Genomic DNA, 19,799 nt, shown 5'->3' with positions numbered 1-19,799 from the left:
ATCAGCCTTGACCGTGGTAATCAGTGTTCTATACCGGGTAATCAGAATCGGTAACTATAAGTCACCTTAATCGTCCCCGTCCTCTGCCGGGTCTGGAATCGATCAAACTCCCTCAGCCAGTTATGGTTGTACACCAGGTACACATCCGATCCCGGGCGGATAATCCACCGGAAGCGCGTATTCAGTCCCATCAACTCACTGAGGGTATCATACTGCAACTTGGTCGATAGAAAAGTGGCATTCGTAAAATCGAAATTGCCCTCAAACAGGAAAAGATCCGTGGTGAAACGCCCTTCATTCAGGTCCACCAAAGTATGTACATACTCAGGATTCAGGCGAATGCCGGGAAAGGGCCTCAGGTTGAGTCCAATCGAATATTCCCGCTGCAGACCGGACCAGAATTCCCCGAACTCAAATTCGGTGTTGGCAGACACCATGCGATAGGATGCGGTCTCCGCACGTATCGATCCCCTCCATGTGATGTATTCATCCGGTGGGATAATTACCGTTCCGTCTCGGCGGATATCAAAAGGACTCCGAAGTCGCTCATAGCTTCTGGAGACTGAAAGGTCCACCTGATCCCCGCTTTCCAGGGTAAGCCCCAGCAGGGTGAAACCCAGCTCCTGCGACAGCAGCTTGAAATCGAGATCCGTTAAATGTTCAAAGCGAATTCCCCAATTGATTTCCCGAATCCAGTCGATCTTTTCAATGCGTGGATTGTAGCCTATGGAAGGTTGCAATCTCCGGAATCCCACACGCCTGACGAATCCTACCGCCGGATCAAAAGCAGTTCCGAATTCCCGGTACGACACATGTCCCGACCATGGCTCATTCGGGTAGTTGAGGCGAATGCCCCTGGTGGATCGGTCCCAGACATCCGTGGAATCGTCCAGCGGGGAAGAAGGATTGTGCAATACAAAAAAGGCCTGAAACTGAAGATTCTTATCACCCAGAAAATTGGAAGTGCTCAACTCAAGATCACTGCCGAAGGTGTGACGGGTCTGCAGGGGATCAGCCAGTTCATCCCCGTTCTCGGTGTCCCGGCGTGTGTAGATAATACCCAGGGTACTCTCTGACCCGATGTTGCGCTTCACGCGGGCAACCGTGAAGTTTTCCGGGCGGATATCGCTATGCTCACCGGTGCGGACATGCAGCATGGCCAGGTTATAGTTTCCGGCATTGCCCAGCAAGCGCGCTCCGTAAGTGATGGGAACAGGCTCGCCTTGGCGCAGGCCGATACGACGGCTGAAAAAGGGTGTCTCGAAACTGCGCGGGGCAAAACGGTAAATGTTGGATCCCTCCAGGAAAAAATCACGCTGCTCCGGAAATTGCAGCGGAAAGCGGGTCAGGTTGATGCGGCGCTGGTCCACCTCGGCTTCCGCAAAATCGGTATTCAGTGTAAGGGAAGCTTTCAGGCTTGGGGTGATGCTGTAGTTTATATCCAGTCCGGCATCGGCGGTTGTAGAGGTTTCAAAATCCCCGCCGGTGAACTCCTTGTTGTTATTAGCGATTCCGTAGGGTACCACTTCCAAACCGATGCCCTGACTTATCCCGGTCAGTCCGGTGACCCTCCCGGCGTCCTGTGGCCGCTCGATACCCTGGCTGCGCCGGTAGCCTGACCACAGCACCGTCTCGTTTTTACGACGAATCACCCGCATGAAATTGGCTCCCCATACCGAGCTCTCGGGATCAAAATTCAGCGTGCTGAAGGGAATCTTGATTTCCGCCGACCAGCCGAAATCACCGATCACGGTTTTGGCATCCCAGATACCATCCCAATTCAGGTTGATATCATTGCCCTGGCCGGTACTCAGCAGCCCGTCGGTCCGCAGGGCATTGGGGTTGATCTCCATGAAATAAGCATTGCGCTGGTCGTTGAAGGTGTCGAAAATCCAGGTGAAACGTTCGTCGGAGGTGATGCGTACATCCCGCCGCTTAAGAAAGGCTTTTATCTGAGAGGGTTCACTGTCGTAAAGCATGACCCCCATGTAGAGGTAGTCACTGGTATAGGCAATATAGACCTCAGTCTTTTCGGAGGCCGGATCGCCTTCCCTCGGCTCCTGCATGCGAAAACCGGTAGCGGGAGTTATTTCCTTCCAGAAGGCCTCATCCAAGCGCCCGTCGAAGTCGATCTCCTGTCCCGCTTCCAGCTTATGAGCGCCGATGGTTTGGGTGGATTGCGCCAGGGCAGTGGTTGTTGCCCCTATTATCAAAAATAGCAGGAGTATGGTTGTGGCAAGAGATTCACGCCATGCAATTCTGTCCCGTATAATATCCCTGTTAAATATTCCCATAACGCAAAAAGGTACACAAAGTTCAGCAGTAAATATTTAAAATCTCTTAAATCCAATGGAACACGGATGACACAGATGCTGCAGATTTACACTGATTTTCATACTTACTCCCCCAAAGAAACTTTATGTACCCAAAAACCCGCATAAACCCTTGTTTTTACCTACATTTAAAATCAAACGTGGTCTTGCCACACCACCCGAACTCAATCAATCGATTGGAGGATATGCTATGAATCTATTCAAACTCACTTCCAAACCAGCTTTCGTCGGAACTTTGTTAACCTTCACATGTACGGCTATAATGATGCTCGCTAGCTTGACAACTGATGGCATTGCCCAGGATCTCCCTTCTGCAACCGTTGATGGCAGTGTCGTTTATAATGACTTTCCTGTTACCGAAAATAATAACAACGATGAAATTGCCCGGCTTCAGCGGGGACTGCACGGCATGACGCTGACCTTCATCCGGTTTGCACAAGAACAAGAGATTGATGCCTTCAAAACAGGAAAATGGACCGGAACTTTTCTTACCCGTCATACCGATGAGGTTTATAATCCATCGGAGTTTTTGGAATGGATGAAAGATGAACTGGCTATGCATGATGTCAGCTTTGAAGTAGTGGAAGAGACTACCGACCGGATCGAAGCAAGCCGCGGTCACCTGCTCACGCGTGATAAGTTGCCCTGGTTCTACCGCTACGACATCACTCCGGGAGAGTATGAAGATTTTTACCACGGTGCCCTGGTTGAAATTGCCAACGCCTACGGTGTAAGCTACACACAGAAACAGGAGGGTGATCAGATCATACTTACCATTGAGAAATAGCTGACTTCAATAGAACACGGAAAACGCAGGTGCAACAGATTTTCGCGTTTTTTTAATTACTCTCCTTCCGCCGCTCTGCTGCGGAAGAGAGGTGACTGCCTCTTTCCTGTCCCCGTTTCACGTTTGACATTTCACGTTTCATAACTAACCTAAAATCCTCATTTAATTTTCCTACTTTCCCCTTACCTTAGGTGCACCAAACAGATATTCAATCAAAGTGAGGGAAAAAATTATGGAAGTATTTGTAGCCGACAAACTCCCGCAGGAAGCCATTGAAGAGTTAAAGGAAATCGGGGTGAATGTGACCTTTAAACCCACCTCCGGCAAGGTAGACCTGGACAAAGGTCTGGGCAATGCCGGGGTACTGATCGTCCGCTCTACCGTAGTCAGTGAAACGTGCATTAAGAACAGTCCCCAGCTGATGCTGATCATCCGCGCCGGGGCCGGTGTGAACACCATCGACATCGAAGCGGCCAGTAACTTCGGAATCTATGTAGCCAACTGCCCGGGACAAAACTCCATCGCCGTGGCGGAGCTGACAATGGGACTCATCCTATCACTGGATCGCTCTCTACCCGATAACGTGATCGATTTCCGTCAGGGACATTGGAACAAGGCCACCTATGCGAAAGCCGATGGTTTGTATGGCAAAACCCTGGGTGTAATCGGTGTTGGACAAATCGGTAAGGAAGTGATCAAGAGAGCCAAAGCCTTTGGACTCGATATCATCGCCTGGTCACGTTCCTTAACGCCCGAGAAAGCCAAGGAGATGAAAATCAACTATGCCTCTGAGGTGAAGGAGGTAGCCAAACATGCTGACATCCTAACGGTACACCTGGCCATGACGCCCGATACCAAGGGAATCATCTCCAAAGAGGTGCTTTCCTCGCTAAAAGACGGGTCCTTTTTTATCAACACCTCCAGGGCTGGAGTCGTAGATGAAGATGCCCTCTATGAAGAAGTGAAATCGGGACGTCTCAAGGCCGGACTCGACGTGTTGAGTGATGAGCCCGAGGTTAAGCAGGGAGACATGGAAAGTCGTTTTGAAGAGTTGGAAAACGTCTATGTCAGTCACCATATAGGCGCCAGCACCAAACAGGCGCAGCTTGCTGTGGCCTCAGATGCGGTGGATATCGTAAGGGGCTACCTGAAAGAAGGCAAAGTGCGGAACTGGCTGAACCGCTGCGACCACACCGAAGCTCCCTGGAAACTGGTTGTACGCCACTACGACCGTCCCGGCGTCATTGCCAATGTAATGAACGAGCTGAAAACAGCAGACATCAATGCCCAGGAGCTGGAAAATGTCATTTTCGATGGCATGAAAACGGCCTGCTGTACCATTCAGCTTGATTCCAAGCCCTCCGACGAGGTCTACGAGCGCATCAGCACTCGTCAGGATGAGGTTATCAGCGTCATGCTGATCGAGAATTGATTATAAATATTAAACAAACCACCCTGTCAGGGTTCGCGAACCCTGACAGGGTGGTTTCTATTTATTCCTCTTCATTTTCTTCTGTCGCCGTGGAGTCAGGCTGAGGATTTCTGCCCATCAGCTCCTCAAACCGGCTTCGGGCTTTTGAGAGCTTCTCTTTCTGGTTTTCCAGCATCACTTCCAGCTCGGAAAGCTGCTCCTTGGCCTTCTCGACGCGTTCCACCCGCCGGTTGATGACGGTTGAGTCACCTTCGGCATTCTCCAGGTTCTCTTCGGCCGTTCGGATATCCTCGCGTGCCTTTTCAGCAACTTCTTCACCTTCGGTCACCTTTTGATCTAAGGCGCTGATCTCTTCCTGCAGCTTTTTGGCTGCTGCGGCCCGGGCCTGTCCGAATTCACGTCCGCTCATATCGCCTTTATTCCGGCCATAGGCATTACCCTGGCCCTGATTCTCTTTACCGGCTTTAGCTTTAGCATTCCCCTTTTTGCGCGTGGAATCGGGGACAGCCGTCTGTTGAACGCTATCAGCAACAGCTTTTCCTTTATTTTGTACTTTCTCAGCTTTTTCCTTGTTGCCCTTATTGCCGCTCTTTTGGCTCTGAGCATGGCTGTTGGTAACGGCACCGGCAACAAATAACAACAATGCGATTATCAGACTAACACGTGATAGTAACTTCATAAATAATAGAATTTGGTTTAGTTATTCAGGCTGTCCAGGCTCGACTGCAGCTCATTAATTTTTTGCTCAACGGAATCACCGGCGGCAGATAGGTCCGTTGCCATGGAATCGGTCTCGGCAACAATTTGTGTCTCTGAATCTTCCGGTGAGCTGTTATTAGTTTCTGCATTTCCGCATGCTGATGCAAGCAGCAAAGCCGCAACAGCAAAGGCTGTTTTTATCTTTCCCATAGTATCCCAAAATATGTATTCCCATTATGTTTAAGGCACTTATATGGATATTAGCACACTTTGTTCCCTTATTAAAGAAATGACCTTACCTAAACCCTCCAAGGGTCGTATTTATAACAGCCTGCTTGATATCATTTAGCAATCAAAAATTTAAGCCACCAATACCAAAAACAGCCTATCTTCCCTCTTTTCACTGTTGACATTTCATGCCCCTTTATACCCTATACCTTATTCCTAATCCCTTTCAAATCCAGCACCCAACCGAACCCTCCAAGGGTCGCATGACCCTTGGAGGGTTGACTTAGAGGCCCTAACCCATTAATAAAATTTAAATAATCTGTTACAAATGACTCTTTTTTAGCTCTTGTATAATGAATGCAGCTATTAGTCATTAAAATTTAGATCACTTACCCCATGATCGAAGTGATAAATGATATACAAACACATACCAACAGCTACCTGAAAATTCTGGAGCAGGATCCAAACCACCGCTTTCGGTCGTGGGAACATTGCTACAACTTTTTTAAGGATAAAGAACAGTTTCGTCAAGGATCAGAACTGGAGCGAATGGCCTGCCTGAACCTCGGTTTTTACCTGGCCAGCAGGGGCATGTACAGCGGATTAAACGGGCTCTTATGGAAGGATTACCGCATATATTCCGGGATGATCGAGATACTGATGGATCCGGACTACTCCACGCTCTGGGGTATCGGCATCAACCAGCTGGCCCACAATAATGCGCTTATCGATAAGATCTTTAAGCTGAAAAGCAGGCTGAACGATACCATCAAATCTATTCCCTACCGAAAAAGTACTTTGGATCAGCCGGATTATATCAGCGCGACCGATGCCCTTGTCACCAAAATCATATTCGGCACCATGGGTTGCGTGCCCTCTTACGATACCCACTTTAAAAAAGGATGCACCGAAGCCGGTCTGAATGTAAATCACACCTTTGACAAGGAGTCTTACCTTGCTGTGATGGGTTTCTATGTGGAAAACAACAAAACCTTTCAGCACGCTTCTTTTGAGATCTCCAACAGCCGCGGCATGGAGTACCCGGATATGAAAGTAGTAGACATCTACCTCCGCCAGCTCGGCGAATAGAACACGGAAGCCACGGACAGTGCAGATGTACACGGTTTATATAATGGTGTAAGAGATTTATATAATAAGTCTGTGAAAATCTGTTTATTCCGTGCCCATCCGTGTTCTATACCGTTTAGTAGCTACCTGTGAGCTTTCGGGTTTCCAGCAGCCAATCCTTTGCCGAATCTTCAGAATCCACATAGCTGATATTATTTAGTCCCCAGTAGCCGATAACTCGTCCTATGTACCTGATGTTCTCGCGATTCTGCGGATTCTCTTCCGCCCATGCAATTTTAAATGTCCATGGTGTACACAGCTCATCAAATAGATCTTTGTATTGGAAGGCATGACTCCTATCTATGGATTCCAGATCTGACTTAATAAAAATCCGCTTACAGCTAAAATATGTGCTCTTTTCACTGATCTTTTGCCAGATGATGTAGCTGTCATCCAGGTTAATGCTTCCTTCAATCTTTACATTCAGTATCCCATTGGCATAAACAATGGAGAGCAGATACCTGTCATTTTCCAGTAGATAGGTCATAATGGTAAAACTTTGTTAGTGAGAGTCCCGGGCTCCACTGCATGTTCAGATGTCCCGGTTGGAATATGACGAGGCAAATCACCGATGGTTACAAGAATACATCACCCGATCCGCGTGAATCAGTATTACCCGCGGTTTCCGTGTTCTATACTAGAAGGGCACCATTATTGTAAACTGGTGCGTCAGCACCGTGGCATCATCCAGCATCAGATCGCCGTCAGGAGCAAAGATAAAATCTCCGGCAGCGTTCGCCGCAAAGAATTGCGGGCCCCAAACAACATTGTTAGTGCCCGGCTGACCGGTTCCGTAAGTCAACAAACCGGTATACTTGATGGCAATATCCTTTAGGAAAGCCCCAACCGACATGCTGAAGGTCCACTCGGTCCAGTGCTCACGCTGGCGACGGAAACTCTGCTGAATATAATTCCACTGTTTGAGCCTGTAGCGAAAAGTTTTGGCCCGAATCCCGCCTTCCCAAAGCATATGCTCGCCTCTCCAGCCCAGCCCGGTTTTAATGGCTGAATTGAAAAAGGCGAAATCATTTTCAATGGTTTTCTCCCCCTCAGCTACAAGTACGGTCGTGCCTTCGGGATCTAAAATATTTTGCTGCGCCTCTACCCAGGTATTGCTCCATATCGGTTCAATGATCAGGTCGGCCCCAAAGCGAATGTCATCTTCCGAGGTGTGCGATGCCCCGATACCGACATCAAAGGCCCAGGTATTGCCCGGGTCTCGGGGAATATTCATTAGCTCATAATTGGGGATCTTTGGGTGGGTCTTATAGTTCATGGTAAAGATACCGCCCAACTTCCAGTCATCATCACCCACCGCCTGATTGTAGCCCAGATGCATACCCAGAGTGTTGGTTTTATCGAGATTCTCCTCCACGCGAAGCTGACCTGCAAAATCGGTGGTCGTGAGTGAGTTCACATTCCAAAAAGTTATGAAGTCATCGTAAAACACCTCATGGGTCATGTCGGTCCGGCTATAGAGCAGCAAGGCTTCAAACTCACCGCGATTGCCCGTTTCCATGAGCAGACCGAGCCGGGCATCCAGCATGTACCCGTCCTGTTCTATGCGTCGACTGCGCGGATAGAGCAGATCTACTCCATCCATCGCGCCCAGACTTGCCCAGTAAAACCGGGCTCCTAGTGAAGTCTTTTCACTTAATTGCGTCCCGCCCTGCACCCAGAAATAATTGTTGTTGGTCGATTCATCCTTGAGCAGGTTCGACCTTCCTGAGGCCTGACTCATATCCTGGATGGCAATTCCGACCCCTCCAAACCAGTTTCCCGAAGAGGTCAGCCCGCCCAGTGTCAAGGTTTTGGCGCTACCGTTGCCATTGGAAATGCGGTAGAAGGCCGGCAGCATAAATACCTTTGTTCCCTTGACCCTCACCGCTGTGGCCGGGTTGATGAAGGTGTCTCCCAAGGTATCATCCTGGGCTATGGATACATTGCCCATGCCGATGTTGACAGCCGGGTGCACCAGGAACTGGTCACCCGTAGCCACGGGAGCGGTTTTCAGATTTATGAGCTGTGCACCGGCCCGGATTGGAATCAACATCCCAACCAGTAAAGCAAAAATTATCGTACCCTTTTTCATGAAACGTCTCTTTTTGTTGTTTTAAATGCTGTTTGAAGGACAAGCCCCGTTACTGTTATGACACAAGAGTTGAAAGCAGTAACTATTCCTTTATGGATTTGTAGAGCGGGAAGGAATTATCATGGTTGAAAGAGTAGAAAACCAAAAAACACGAATTTATTTAAAGAATCGTAGAGCGGATTGCCAATCCGCTCAGCAAATTGCTTGAAACGATTACTGATAATAGAGCAGGGCTACGGGAAAGTTAGCTATGATTTAGATATAGCTCATGATTCAAGTTCTGAAATGTTAAATTGATGCGGATGGCCGGCCTGGAAAATGGTTGACAGATTATCCCATACGGATAACCGATAGTGGGCCCGGGCTTTCCCCAAAGGAATAACCATATCAATCCCTAAGTTCTAACAATAGTTACCCCGGGCTTGAGCCCGGGGTACGGAAATGCAATTAGATTGAAAACCTGAGGCACTTGGCCTAACAAAAGCAAAATACAACTCGAAGGTTGGCTATGATTTAGATATTGTCAATGATTCATTGACCGAAATGTTGAATAGACACGGATGGCCGGCCTAGAAGACCGGCCGACAAATTATCCCATTGGGATTACTGATAGTAGTCCCAATCTTGCCATAGGCACTCTTCCGAAGGTTGGGCAAAGCACCTTTTACGATTGCCCGCAGCTCTTGGACATTGCCTGATATTTTTAGCGGATTGTCACGGATGGTCGGATTAACAATCCGACCTACAAATGAATGCACCTATTCCGGCAGCGGATCTCCCTCTTCTCCTGCGAATGCTACACTGCCGTCTTTGAATACCTCAAAATTCCAGCGGTGATTGCCTATACAGCCTGCCGGACAATCCCCAAAACTGTACTCAAAGGTAAAACGTAATCTGTCTTCCAGTAAGATCGCTCGTATGTCACTGCCATCGGTGATGGGATCATATCCGGCACTTTCAATATCCTCCAGCTCTTCAAAGAGGCGTCCAACGGCATGTCCGTTGATCACCCTGTCGGCCCTCAGCGTAGCCAGTGCAACAGGCAGAGCCTGTTCCAACTCTCTGTACTCGGTAAGTGTCATGCCGAACTGCTCCACCAGATCATCTAGTTCGGTATAGCCCGTTTCAGTAGTTTCGTTCCGCCAGGCATCGATCCAGGAGGCCGTAGTGTCGACTTGCACCAGTATTTCATGCGGTTGTGCCGGTTCATGGGCGTGTACTTCATAGGTTTCGGTTACTTCATCTGACTCCGGGAGGTCGGAAAGCACGATATGCACCAGCCCGTTGTAAAACAGGTCCGTTAGCTCCTGGGGTATTTCTGTCTGTGTGGAATTCCTATCATTGATGTACCGTACAGCCAGCTTTTCAGCGTCCAGTTGATAGCGCTCTTTCTGCTCACTGCTTAGAGATTCGTCATCTGCAGGTACGATACCCTCACCGTTCTCCCAGTCAATAGGACTGCCGCCTCCGGAGTCTCCAATTACCGTGCAAGAGCTCGCAGTGAGCATGAGTACCATGAATAGTGCCGAAAGAATTACATGATTTCGCATCATATGTTTAAAAAAGATCTTTATGAACATTTGTGGTGTGAAACGAATGACCGGAGAATAACCGGGGCCTTATTTGACCCCGGTAAACCTCCCCGGTATTGGGTTAGAGGGGACTTGGCTCTCTTTTCAGGGAGCTCCCCGTTTATATGACACACGAGTCCGGGGCAGTAACTACTGTTTTCTCGGAATTGTAGGGCGGAATGCCAATCCGCTCGGTACAGCCTTTGAAACGGTTAAAGATATTTAGGCAAGACTATGGACAAAGCTTGGCTGTGATTTAAAATTAGCCGCGATTCACTTTCTGGAATTTAAATTAGTTGCCCTGGGCTTCAGACCAGGGTATAAAGGTTCATTTGAATATAAACCTGAGGTAAGCAGCCATGCAAAGGCATAAAACAGCTCGAAGGTTGGGCTAAGCACCTGTCACTATTGCCCGCAGCTTAAAGACACAGCCTCTCACTTAGAATGGATGGCCGGATAAACAATCCAGCCTACAAATTGACCATAAAATATTACCCAAACCTATTTTTATTCAAACCACGGATGGCCGGCCTGGAAGACCGGCCGACAAATTATCCCATCGGGATATGCGAATGTAGCCCCAGGCTTAAGCCTGGGGATTAGAAATGAGTTCAAAGAGAACCTGAGGCTGAAAACAACACAAAAGCAACAAATCTGCCGAAGGTTGGGCAGGAAACCCGTCACGATTGCCCGCAGCTCCTGGACACTGCCTCATAATTTGAATGGATAGTCGCGGATGGTCGGTTTGGCAAACCGACCTACAAATTATTAAAACCCCATTCGAATACTAAGCGAGGGATTCAACCCCGGCATCGTTCTCTTCTTAATATCATAACCGCCCGACTCATTCGGCTGCAGACTCCAGTCAATCGTGTTGCGCCGGTCAAGCACATTGATTAAATCCGCGCGAAGCTCCAGATCCATAAACGAAACCTCCGGCCGGTAGATAAACGACAAATCAAGCTGGTGGAAGGGACTCAAACGATCATTCTCCGGCGACTGAAAATCATACTCTCCAAACTGACCTGCACCTTCATAGAGCAGGTAATTATAATACGACTGTCGGAAAGCCCAAGTGCGGGAAAACACACTCTCCCACTTCAACACTGTAGAGAATACCGGTGTAACCCGCCAAAGGGTACGAAACTGAATTCGGTGCGGCTGATTCCAAGGAACCGGTACCTCCCTGCCAAACTGCGAATCCATCGTAACACGCGCCACACTGTAATCATAACCCGCCATCACTTTCAGTCTGGATGCTGCCATAGACCGGTTGATGCGCAAACCGACGCCGTATGTTTTCTTCTCGGTCGATTCCGCAAATGCCGAGAACCCGCTCCGGGCGATGTCCGATCCCTGCAGCAGGTTATCATAAGAGACGATATAGGCCGTCGGCTGCCATTTATAAAACCACTCAAAATTAATTCCCGTCTGCTCGTCCGGCTCAAGCATCAGCGACCCGCTCAAGTGCCAGGCCTCCGGTACTTTTGCCGTTCCGGCATGAGACCATACCGTAAACGAAGGAACCAGCGATGTAGGACCTGGATTAGTAATCTGGTATTGATTGATAAACTGCCGGTACAACCCGCCGGAAATGCGCAGTGACCAGTAACCCAGTTTCGCATCCGGACGATCAACTTGCACGCTGGCTCGCGGCTCCGGGTACACCCGCCCGATGGAACTCGAATAGGTCAAGCGATTGCCGGCCGTAATTTCCCAGTACTCGCCCGGCCTCCAGCTTCCGTTTAGAAAAGAAGAATAAAGTGTCGACTGCTGATCGGTGAAAGTAGCAAGATAAAAAAGGTCAGATAGATCCACCCGTGATTCCACATAGTCCATGCGAGCCCCGGCTGTCATAGAGAACCTGGGACTGAAGCTGTACGTCCCATCCGTACGAAAAATCAGATGTTGTATGTTATTAGCATTTCGCTGGTTAGGCACCAGGTTCAGGGCGCCCGCATCAAGGAAAGAGGCAAAAACGCTTTCCGAGTTTAAACCAAGGTTGGGTAAACCGGGACTATCACTGGTTCCTATAAGGTAGCGGTGACGAAGTCGGTTGCTGCTATAGCTCACTTGTGTGTTCAAGTCCAGCCGGGAAGAAACCAGTTGGGTATAACTGACCTGTCCCATCACATTATTCCAGCGGTATTCATCTCTTGCATAGAGGTACCGCGGGGAAGGTTCGTCAACCGGGGCCTGTCTCAACAAATCCGTACTTACAAGGTTGCTGCCCACGTATAGTGAAGAGGAGAGCGTTTTGTAGTTGTCGATATCGTATCGGGTAGCCAGATGCAGGTCATGAAACCGGACGCGGGAAGTGTGCTCGCGAGGTTCATACAGCGCGGCGTCTGTTTCCGAATCAATGATCAGATTCGTAATCAGCGGATCAAGGTCGTCCCACTCGGTGAGTGTCTGCTGCAGACCCGGTTCCTGAAATAGATCCCAGTAGTTGAAGCGCGCCGCACCCATGATATTAAAGGAGGAACCCTCTTCCGAATCGTTTTTGCCGATGCGGTAGTCGCCCCGCAGGTTAACACTCAATGGATCGGCCTGTGCCATAAAACTCTTATCACCCATTCCGCCAATATCATGAGTTAGATCGATCAGACCGGCCGTCTGACTTCCCTCTTTTGCACCAAATCCCGCCTTATGCAATTCAACAGAGCCCAGGGCATAAGGGCTAAAGGCGCTGAACATCTGTCCGAAGCTATGCGGATTATAGACCGGAACGCCATCCAGCCTGATACGGTGTTCCCCGGGCTGTCCTCCTTGAAGGTGCAGATCCGTCAAGGGCAATCCGTACTGCACCCCCTGGAAAAGAGTGAGGCTGCGTATAGCATCCTGCATCCTACCGGCGGGAGCCCATCGGCCCGTGGGATCGGCGGACTGCCTGTCAGCGGCATAAACGACCTGGGGCTTGTGTTCGGTCACCACGATAGGTGCAAAATCCACCGGTTTCGGTTTCAGCACTACCTCCTCGCGAAGCTGCTCTCCCGGCCTAATGGTTATGGTCTTTGATACCGGCTCGTAACCGATGTAACTGAAAATGATGTCATAAGAACCTGTCAGTAGTTTATTCAGGGCAAAGCTGCCGCTGCTGTTGGTGCTGGTTCCCCCGGAGGCATCAGCCAGCATGACGGTAGCACCGGGCAGTGGTCGACCGGTTTGGCTACCCACTACTTTCCCAAAATAGGATCCATAAACTGCCTTTTCTTGGACTTTTTTGACAATGACAATGGTACCGGTAGACAGGATTAGAAAATCGAGGGATGTATCCGATAAAATGGTTCCAAGCAAAGTGGGAACCGACTCTTGATTGATTCGCTGGTATACAGTGATGCCTTCCACCAGGTCAGGATCGTAGACCATGTCAATTTCGGCTTCCCTGGCTATGGTTTCCAGCACCTCATGCAGTTCTTCCCCACGGAAGTCAAAGGAATAGGTTGCCTCCCGGTTACCTTGGGCACGCAGATGGTTCGATGGGATGAGCATCAACAATATGACGCTGATGGTCGTAATGAGCCCAATACTTGAGAAAAATGAGCGCCTGTTTATCAACCCTGTCAATCTAAGCTTCACCGTTTCTATTTGCGTCCTGCATTTCTATTTATAAATCCGGTACCCGTCGGCACTGGCTGAATATCGGAGACCCTTGACCCGGCATATATCCTTCAACATCACTTCCACGTCTTCCGGATTCACATAGTGGATGGTAACCTTCTCACTGTTGTAGCTTTCGGCTTCCAGGGTGATGGTTATATCAAAACGGCGCTCCATCTCTCGCAGTATAATTTGGAGTGGCTTTTTGCTGAATACAAAACTCTGACTTCTCCAGGCCAGTGCTCGTTCAAGGGCAGCCGAATCGGGGGAGGTAGGTGCCGGAAGTCCGTCTGTCCAGCGGCTCATCTCACCCGGCTGAATAGCCACCGAGCGATCCTCCTGACTCTCTGAATAAAATAGCACGCTACCTTCCGTAACAGTTACCTCGGTCTCTGATCCCGGATCTTCCTGCCACGATCGCACATTAAAGCGGGTGCCCGTTACGCGTACTACACTGTTGTTGGCGCGAACCTCAAAGGGAAGGGAGCCCTTCTGTACCTCAAAGAAGGCTTCTCCATTCAATTCAACCTCACGGCCGAGCAGGGAAAATAACCTGCTGTAGCTCAGTTCGCTCCCGCTGTTTAATTCAACCATGGACCCGTCAGGCAGCTCAATAGAAGCCGTTTCACCATATGGTACTTCAATGGATTTTGGGATAAACAGGTATCCGGCTCCTAGAATTATTAACAGCGATGCTGCTGCCATCAGCCATTTCCAGTCCATGGAGCCGGTGCCGTTATTTCGCATGTCTTCTGCTGATTCTTCCTCAAATTGCAGGCGCCGATGAACCTTAGATAAGGCCTCATCGATTTCATCCGAATCCACTTCTTCCTGGGATGATACAGCTTCTTGGCTCTTCTGCCAGATGCTTTTCACCAGTTCCCGGTCGTGCTCAGGGAAGTGTTCCAGTATTTCTTTTTCAGGGGACCTATTGTCACCGTTATATTTTTTAGTGTCAGTCATAACCTTTGGCTTTAGAGTTTTCTTCCTCACGGTACGAAAGGTGGCGCTCTTTCAGGTATTCCAGGGCCGCCACGATGTGGTTGTTAACCGTATTGGATGAAATGCCCATTACATCGGCAATTTCATCATGATCCAGACCTTCAAAGCGGCTGAGCTCAAATGCTTCCCGCCGCCGGTCCGGTAGGTCACTAATCCATCCTTTCAACAGGTTCATCTGCCGCTCCTCCTGCTCCTCATCATCGTTCATCTCAACGCGGGGTTCTTCCATCGCCTCCAGCCCCGTAGTCTTTGAGGAATGATCGCGAATGTAATTCAGCGAACGGTTCCGCACCATCCGGTAGATGTAGGCCTTGGGCGAATCAATCTGTTTCAATTCATGTCTTTTTTTCCAAAGCACCACAAAAGCATCCTGTGCAAGATCCGCGGCCGCGGCTTTATTTCCGGTATACCTCACCGAAAACCGTACCAGCTGCGGGTAGAGTGCACGGAACAGGCGGTCAAAGGATTCCCTGTGCGATTCAGAGATCTGCTCTACCCACCTGTTTATTTGTTTGTCAGTCGGATTATTCATGAATTCCTACTTGAAAGACACATCAGGAGAAAGGTATAACTATTCGGTATGGTTTTAAACGTTATATAGAACACGGATACTACGGAATATGCGGAGGCACGCAGGTTTTATGATATTTTATTCCCTGTTTCCGACACTTTGTTTCGGAAATATATGGTAAGGAAATTACCCTTACGCAGTAGAATAGCCCTATTTTTCTCAACCTTCCCATTCCTTTAAGGTGTCATCCCGACCGTTAGTGGAGGGATCTCATCCACTCAGAAAAACTGAGTCCTTTCATAGCGGATGAGATCCCTCGACGGGGCTCGGGATGACAAAAATAAAAGATCCATATAAGAAATCAGTTAAAATAGAACACAGATACCCGCCGACAAAATCCGTGCAGATCAGTCTTCCATAAAGCTCTTAGGCATAAACACACCTCCAAGGTTCCCAAACCTTGGAGGTGTGAACATCATGCTTCGGAAACAACCGGCGAGCAGCAATCCAGTTATCCCATAAACCAAAAAATCAGTGCGAATCTGCGGCTTAAGAACATACGCAACAGTAACATTAAATCTTTACCTTTACAGTAAAGAACACCGATCCAACAAACCTATGTTTGAACAATACCATATAGAAATAAGCAGCGAATCCAGACACAGCCAGGTACTGAACGCTATTCTGGCATTTATTACCGGAGTGCTGACTCTTGTATACCCGAACTTCCTCTACCTGATTGCGGGCAGTTACCTCCTGTTCCTGGGTATCATATTCATCGCCTTTAAAGTCTCCCCAACGCTTTCTGCGCTTCCCATAGTGGCCGGGGTGCTTATCTTCATCTTCCCCGAACTTATCCCCATCACTTTTGCCGGATTCCTGGGACTCTTTGGATTGCTGCTGCTCTTCGCCTTCCAGTTTGCGGTGGTTGGTGTCATAACCCTGGTGCTTGCCCTGCTGGTGATCATGAATCCCGGTTCCATTGCCTACCTGGTGGCTACCTTCCTGCTGATCTACGCTATTTCAGATTTCATCAGGTACTTCCAGCAAGGCGAGGCGTAGCTGTATAGGACACGGATATCCGCGGGTCAAAAATCAGTGCCGATCAGTGTACCATTAAGATCAGTGGCTAAGTACACTCAAAATTGCTGTACTATTTACAGTATGTCATTAACTGCAATTAATTATATATTAAATATAAGATGTTGCATTTTTGGCTGGCATGAAGACCAATAAAAAGTCTTTTTGCAGTAGTAAAAAATTCCGACTGGACATCATACGGCAGACACTATTACACCTTTAACATGAATCAAAGAGGTGTACCTGCATATGATCGGGCAAATGATTTCCCATTATAAAATCACTGAAAAGCTCGGTGAAGGCGGAATGGGAGTCGTTTACAAAGCCCTCGATACCAACCTCGATCGCCATGTAGCCCTCAAATTCTTTCCGGAATCAGCTACGCCCTCCCCTAAAGACAAGCAGCGGTTTATTCGCGAAGCCAAATCAGCTGCAGCCCTTAACCATCCCAATGTCTGTACTATCCACAACGCGGATGAGTTTGAAAACCGGCAATACATTGTCATGGAATACGTGGAGGGAGAAACCCTGCGAAAGAAAATGGAGTCAGGCCCCCTTTCTATTTCTACCCGCCTCGATTATGCCATTCAGATTGCCGATGCCCTGAAATCCGCCCATGGACGGCAAATCGTCCATCGTGATATCAAACCCGAAAATATTATGATAGATGCCGAGGGGCGGGTTAAAGTGATGGACTTCGGCCTGGCTAAATTCAAAAATACCGGGGACATCACCAAGACCGGTGATACCCTGGGTACTACGGCCTACATGTCACCCGAACAGGCCCGGGGAAAGAATATAGATCACCGGACGGATATTTGGTCATTGGGAATCATATTATATGAGATGTTTAGTGGACGTAAACCTTTCTTCAGTGAGTACCCGCAGGCCGTAATCTATTCCATACTCAATGAAGAGCCTGACCGCATAGAAGAAATAAATCCTGATTTGCCTGCCGGGCTGAGTACGATCATTCATAAAGCGCTGGAAAAAGATCCGGACAAGCGATACCGGGAGGTCGAGAAACTACAGGAAGATTTTACAGAAATAAAACAAATGATTGGGACAACAGCCTCTCAATCGGCTTCTTCGGGCATAGGAATAGCAAGCAGCACCACAGGCTTCAAAGAACGAGTCCTGTCTCCGGTACCCATCACCGTTGTAGGGATTATTGCTGTAATATTGCTGGGCTTTTATTTCTTTTTTCCTAATCAAAAAATAGACTTTGAGGAACGGGACTGGGTCATGATCACCGATTTTGAAAACCGGACTGACGAAGCTGATTTCAGCCAGTTTCTCAACACGATACTCGAGGTTGGACTGAACCAGTCTGCTTACGTAAACCTGTATAACCGTCAGCAGGTGCTCAACATACTGAATAATGATCTTGAGATCAGCGGGGTCAAAACCTTGACGATGGATGTGGTTACCAAAGCAGCCGTTGAAGAAAATGTCGGCGTCATCATAACACCGACCATTGAACAGGAAGACAATTCATACATTCTGGCAGCGAACATACGGGATATCACTACCGGTACCACACGCGAGGTAGATCCGGTGAGAGCAGAAAACAAGGATGCCATCCTCAAGGCGATGGACCAGTTTTCCAAGCAAATTCGGTTGGAACTGGGAGAACCGCAGTCCGGCATATCAGAAAACTATACCCCCATCATACAGGCAACTACCTCCTCTCTGGAAGCCCTGAAATTATATGCTGAGGGAATGAAACTAAGAATTTATGATGAGCAGACCGGTTATGATCTCGTGGAGCAGGCAGTTGAGCTGGATCCAAAGTTTGCACTGGCTCACGCCGAACTGGGCATGCATTATTATATACGAGGAAAAAGGCAAGAAGGTGAAGAACACTTCCAAAAAGCACTGGAACAGATGGGGCGGCTTACCGTGAGGGAGCGTTTATGGATCCGGGCCGTAGTTGAAGATTGGAGGGGAGACCGCGAGAAAGCCATCGAGAACTATAAATCTTACCTCAGCCAGTATCCCGATGACTATACGGCATGGTGGCGCCTGGGATATACCTATCTGATAACAGGGAAATACCAAAACTGTATTGATGCTTACAGCGGAGTGGTAGAGTTTAATCCGGATGATCCAAGTGCTTTTGTCAATTTAGCTACCTGCAATAAAGCACTCGAACAAAACGAGCAGGCCCTCGAATACTATAACCGCGCATTTGAGATAAACCCTGATATGAAAAAGGGTATGTACGTCAATAACGAGTACGGTTTTATGCTTGTAGAAATGGGGAAACTGGAAGAGGCCCGAGAAACCTTTGAACTCATGCTTTCAGAAAAAGACAAGAAAGCACGTGGACTTCGATCATTGGCATTGCTGAATACTTATACAGGGCATTTTTCAAAAGCTATAGACCAGTTCAAAGAGGCTGCGCTTATAAACAAATCCAATGGTATAGAATTAAGTGAATACCGGGACCGCATGTACCTGGCAAGGGCCTATAAGGTTAAAGGCATGGAAGAGGAATTTAACCGGGAGCTGGAAGAGATAAATCAACTCATGGAGAACATGGACTTGAGTCCATCCTGGTTGGCCAGCGCCGGACAGTTGTATGCCAGGAATAATATGCTTGATAAAGCAGAAGAGATCCTCAGTCGGATTAAACAAAATATCGGAAATATTGTAGCCACTTCGGCTGTCAGCAGAAATACCAATCAGGATCAAGCCTTTTATTACCTGTTAAAAGGTGAAGTCGAACTGGCGAGGAAAAACTTTGAGGAAGCCAGGGAATCTTTGGTCATCGCCCATAATATCCTGGAAATGCCTGAAGTTTTGGCCTACTGTTATTACCAAACCGGTGAATGGGGAAAAGCTAAAGAGAACTACCTGGCAGTGCTAGAAGAGAAAAGTCTGAATAATGAAACGCAGCTGGATTGGATATTGGCTCACTACCGGCTTGCTAAAATATACGAGCAGCAAGAAAACACGGAGCAGGCTCAATCCTATTACCAAAAGTTTATGAATATATGGAAAAACGGTGATGAGGATATAGAGAAATTACAGGAAGCCCGAAAGCGGATGCAGATTCTTTAATATTTCCCAGCGTAAAGTTACTGCCCGCCAAGACTAGATATGTGATCTTTAAATTATTATTTTTCAATTACTTAAAGGAGAAAGACATTAGGGTTTAGGCATAAGAGAGACAATAATATTCATCTGCCTGATAGTTCAATCATAAGAGAGAATTCCATAATGATTGGTAAAAAGATTTCCCAGTACAAAATTGCTGAAAAAATTGGGGAAGGTGGGATGGGTGTAGTCTACTTGGCCCGAGATACCAAGCTCGACCGGGATGTGGCCCTC

Annotated in this window: 14 protein-coding genes; 5 read left to right on the top strand and 9 right to left on the bottom strand. The window is 48.2% G+C overall.

All coding sequences use genetic code 11. The features are described from left to right. Positions 1–41: 41 nt before the first annotated feature. A complete protein-coding gene (locus G3570_RS00075; RefSeq protein WP_165138000.1) occupies positions 42–2,294 on the bottom strand; it encodes a carbohydrate binding family 9 domain-containing protein in 2,253 nt (750 codons plus the stop codon). A 229-nt stretch (positions 2,295–2,523) separates the two neighbouring features. On the opposite strand from G3570_RS00075, the gene G3570_RS00070 reads away from it, so the two are divergent. Both G3570_RS00070 and G3570_RS00065 read left to right on the top strand, forming a co-directional pair. Then, positions 2,524–3,120, top strand: a complete 597-nt coding sequence (locus G3570_RS00070; RefSeq protein ID WP_249066514.1) for a hypothetical protein — start codon at positions 2,524–2,526, stop codon at positions 3,118–3,120. A 232-nt stretch (positions 3,121–3,352) separates the two neighbouring features. Further along, complete coding sequence (locus G3570_RS00065) at positions 3,353–4,552, top strand: NAD(P)-dependent oxidoreductase (protein ID WP_165137998.1); 1,200 nt, start codon at positions 3,353–3,355, stop codon at positions 4,550–4,552. Positions 4,553–4,613: 61 nt separating this feature from the next. On the opposite strand, the gene G3570_RS00060 is transcribed toward G3570_RS00065, so the two are convergent. Then, on the bottom strand, positions 4,614–5,231 hold the full coding sequence (locus tag G3570_RS00060; RefSeq protein WP_165137997.1) for a hypothetical protein: 618 nt from the start codon (positions 5,229–5,231) through the stop codon (positions 4,614–4,616). 17 nt (positions 5,232–5,248) lie between these two features. Further along, on the bottom strand, positions 5,249–5,461 hold the full coding sequence (locus G3570_RS00055) for a hypothetical protein (RefSeq protein ID WP_165137996.1): 213 nt from the start codon (positions 5,459–5,461) through the stop codon (positions 5,249–5,251). Between the two features lie 414 nt (positions 5,462–5,875). Here G3570_RS00055 and G3570_RS00050 point away from each other — a divergent pair, with 414 nt between their 5' ends. Then, the gene (locus G3570_RS00050) at positions 5,876–6,568 is read left to right on the top strand and encodes a hypothetical protein (protein ID WP_165137995.1); all 693 of its coding nucleotides are present in this window, start codon (positions 5,876–5,878) and stop codon (positions 6,566–6,568) included. Between the two features lie 115 nt (positions 6,569–6,683). Here G3570_RS00050 and G3570_RS00045 read toward each other — a convergent pair whose 3' ends face one another. The 6 genes from G3570_RS00045 to G3570_RS00020 form a co-directional block, all read right to left on the bottom strand. Continuing rightward, positions 6,684–7,094, bottom strand: coding sequence for a hypothetical protein (locus G3570_RS00045; protein ID WP_165137994.1), 411 nt, complete (start codon positions 7,092–7,094; stop codon positions 6,684–6,686). 150 nt (positions 7,095–7,244) lie between these two features. Beyond that, complete coding sequence (locus G3570_RS00040; protein WP_165137993.1) at positions 7,245–8,699, bottom strand: hypothetical protein; 1,455 nt, start codon at positions 8,697–8,699, stop codon at positions 7,245–7,247. 758 nt (positions 8,700–9,457) lie between these two features. Continuing rightward, positions 9,458–10,252 carry a hypothetical protein gene (locus tag G3570_RS00035; RefSeq protein ID WP_165137992.1) on the bottom strand — a complete coding sequence of 265 codons (795 nt, stop codon included), beginning with the start codon at positions 10,250–10,252 and terminating at the stop codon, positions 9,458–9,460. Between the two features lie 786 nt (positions 10,253–11,038). After that, on the bottom strand, positions 11,039–13,849 hold the full coding sequence (locus G3570_RS00030; RefSeq protein WP_165137991.1) for a carboxypeptidase-like regulatory domain-containing protein: 2,811 nt from the start codon (positions 13,847–13,849) through the stop codon (positions 11,039–11,041). A gap of 24 nt (positions 13,850–13,873) precedes the next feature. Then, complete coding sequence (locus G3570_RS00025; protein ID WP_165137990.1) at positions 13,874–14,833, bottom strand: FecR family protein; 960 nt, start codon at positions 14,831–14,833, stop codon at positions 13,874–13,876. Continuing rightward, positions 14,826–15,404, bottom strand: coding sequence for an RNA polymerase sigma-70 factor (locus G3570_RS00020; protein ID WP_165137989.1), 579 nt, complete (start codon positions 15,402–15,404; stop codon positions 14,826–14,828). The genes G3570_RS00025 and G3570_RS00020 overlap by 8 nt, the downstream gene beginning before the upstream one ends. Before the next feature lie 597 nt (positions 15,405–16,001). On the opposite strand from G3570_RS00020, the gene G3570_RS00015 reads away from it, so the two are divergent. Together G3570_RS00015 and G3570_RS00010 are read left to right on the top strand one after the other, a co-directional pair. Further along, positions 16,002–16,445 carry a hypothetical protein gene (locus G3570_RS00015; protein WP_165137988.1) on the top strand — a complete coding sequence of 148 codons (444 nt, stop codon included), beginning with the start codon at positions 16,002–16,004 and terminating at the stop codon, positions 16,443–16,445. 279 nt (positions 16,446–16,724) lie between these two features. Further along, positions 16,725–19,529, top strand: a complete 2,805-nt coding sequence (locus G3570_RS00010; protein WP_165137987.1) for a protein kinase domain-containing protein — start codon at positions 16,725–16,727, stop codon at positions 19,527–19,529. The last annotated feature ends 270 nt before the right edge of the window (positions 19,530–19,799 follow it).

The sequence above is a fragment of the Halalkalibaculum roseum genome (assembly GCF_011059145.1).
GTDB lineage: Bacteria > Bacteroidota > Rhodothermia > Balneolales > Balneolaceae > Halalkalibaculum > Halalkalibaculum roseum.
Note: the sequence above shows the minus strand (reverse complement) of the source record. Positions and strands in the feature narration are given on the sequence as shown.

Excerpts from the sequence above, each read along its gene's own strand:
- G3570_RS00075 (WP_165138000.1), bottom strand. The coding sequence starts at position 2,294 with ATGGGAATATTTAACAGGGATATTATACGGGACAGAATTGCATGGCGT.
- G3570_RS00070 (WP_249066514.1), top strand. The coding sequence starts at position 2,524 with ATGAATCTATTCAAACTCACTTCCAAACCAGCTTTCGTCGGAACTTTG.
- G3570_RS00065 (WP_165137998.1), top strand. The coding sequence starts at position 3,353 with ATGGAAGTATTTGTAGCCGACAAACTCCCGCAGGAAGCCATTGAAGAG.
- G3570_RS00060 (WP_165137997.1), bottom strand. The coding sequence starts at position 5,231 with ATGAAGTTACTATCACGTGTTAGTCTGATAATCGCATTGTTGTTATTT.
- G3570_RS00055 (WP_165137996.1), bottom strand. The coding sequence starts at position 5,461 with ATGGGAAAGATAAAAACAGCCTTTGCTGTTGCGGCTTTGCTGCTTGCA.
- G3570_RS00050 (WP_165137995.1), top strand. The coding sequence starts at position 5,876 with ATGATCGAAGTGATAAATGATATACAAACACATACCAACAGCTACCTG.
- G3570_RS00045 (WP_165137994.1), bottom strand. The coding sequence starts at position 7,094 with ATGACCTATCTACTGGAAAATGACAGGTATCTGCTCTCCATTGTTTAT.
- G3570_RS00040 (WP_165137993.1), bottom strand. The coding sequence starts at position 8,699 with ATGAAAAAGGGTACGATAATTTTTGCTTTACTGGTTGGGATGTTGATT.
- G3570_RS00035 (WP_165137992.1), bottom strand. The coding sequence starts at position 10,252 with ATGATGCGAAATCATGTAATTCTTTCGGCACTATTCATGGTACTCATG.
- G3570_RS00025 (WP_165137990.1), bottom strand. The coding sequence starts at position 14,833 with ATGACTGACACTAAAAAATATAACGGTGACAATAGGTCCCCTGAAAAA.
- G3570_RS00020 (WP_165137989.1), bottom strand. The coding sequence starts at position 15,404 with ATGAATAATCCGACTGACAAACAAATAAACAGGTGGGTAGAGCAGATC.
- G3570_RS00015 (WP_165137988.1), top strand. The coding sequence starts at position 16,002 with ATGTTTGAACAATACCATATAGAAATAAGCAGCGAATCCAGACACAGC.
- G3570_RS00010 (WP_165137987.1), top strand. The coding sequence starts at position 16,725 with ATGATTTCCCATTATAAAATCACTGAAAAGCTCGGTGAAGGCGGAATG.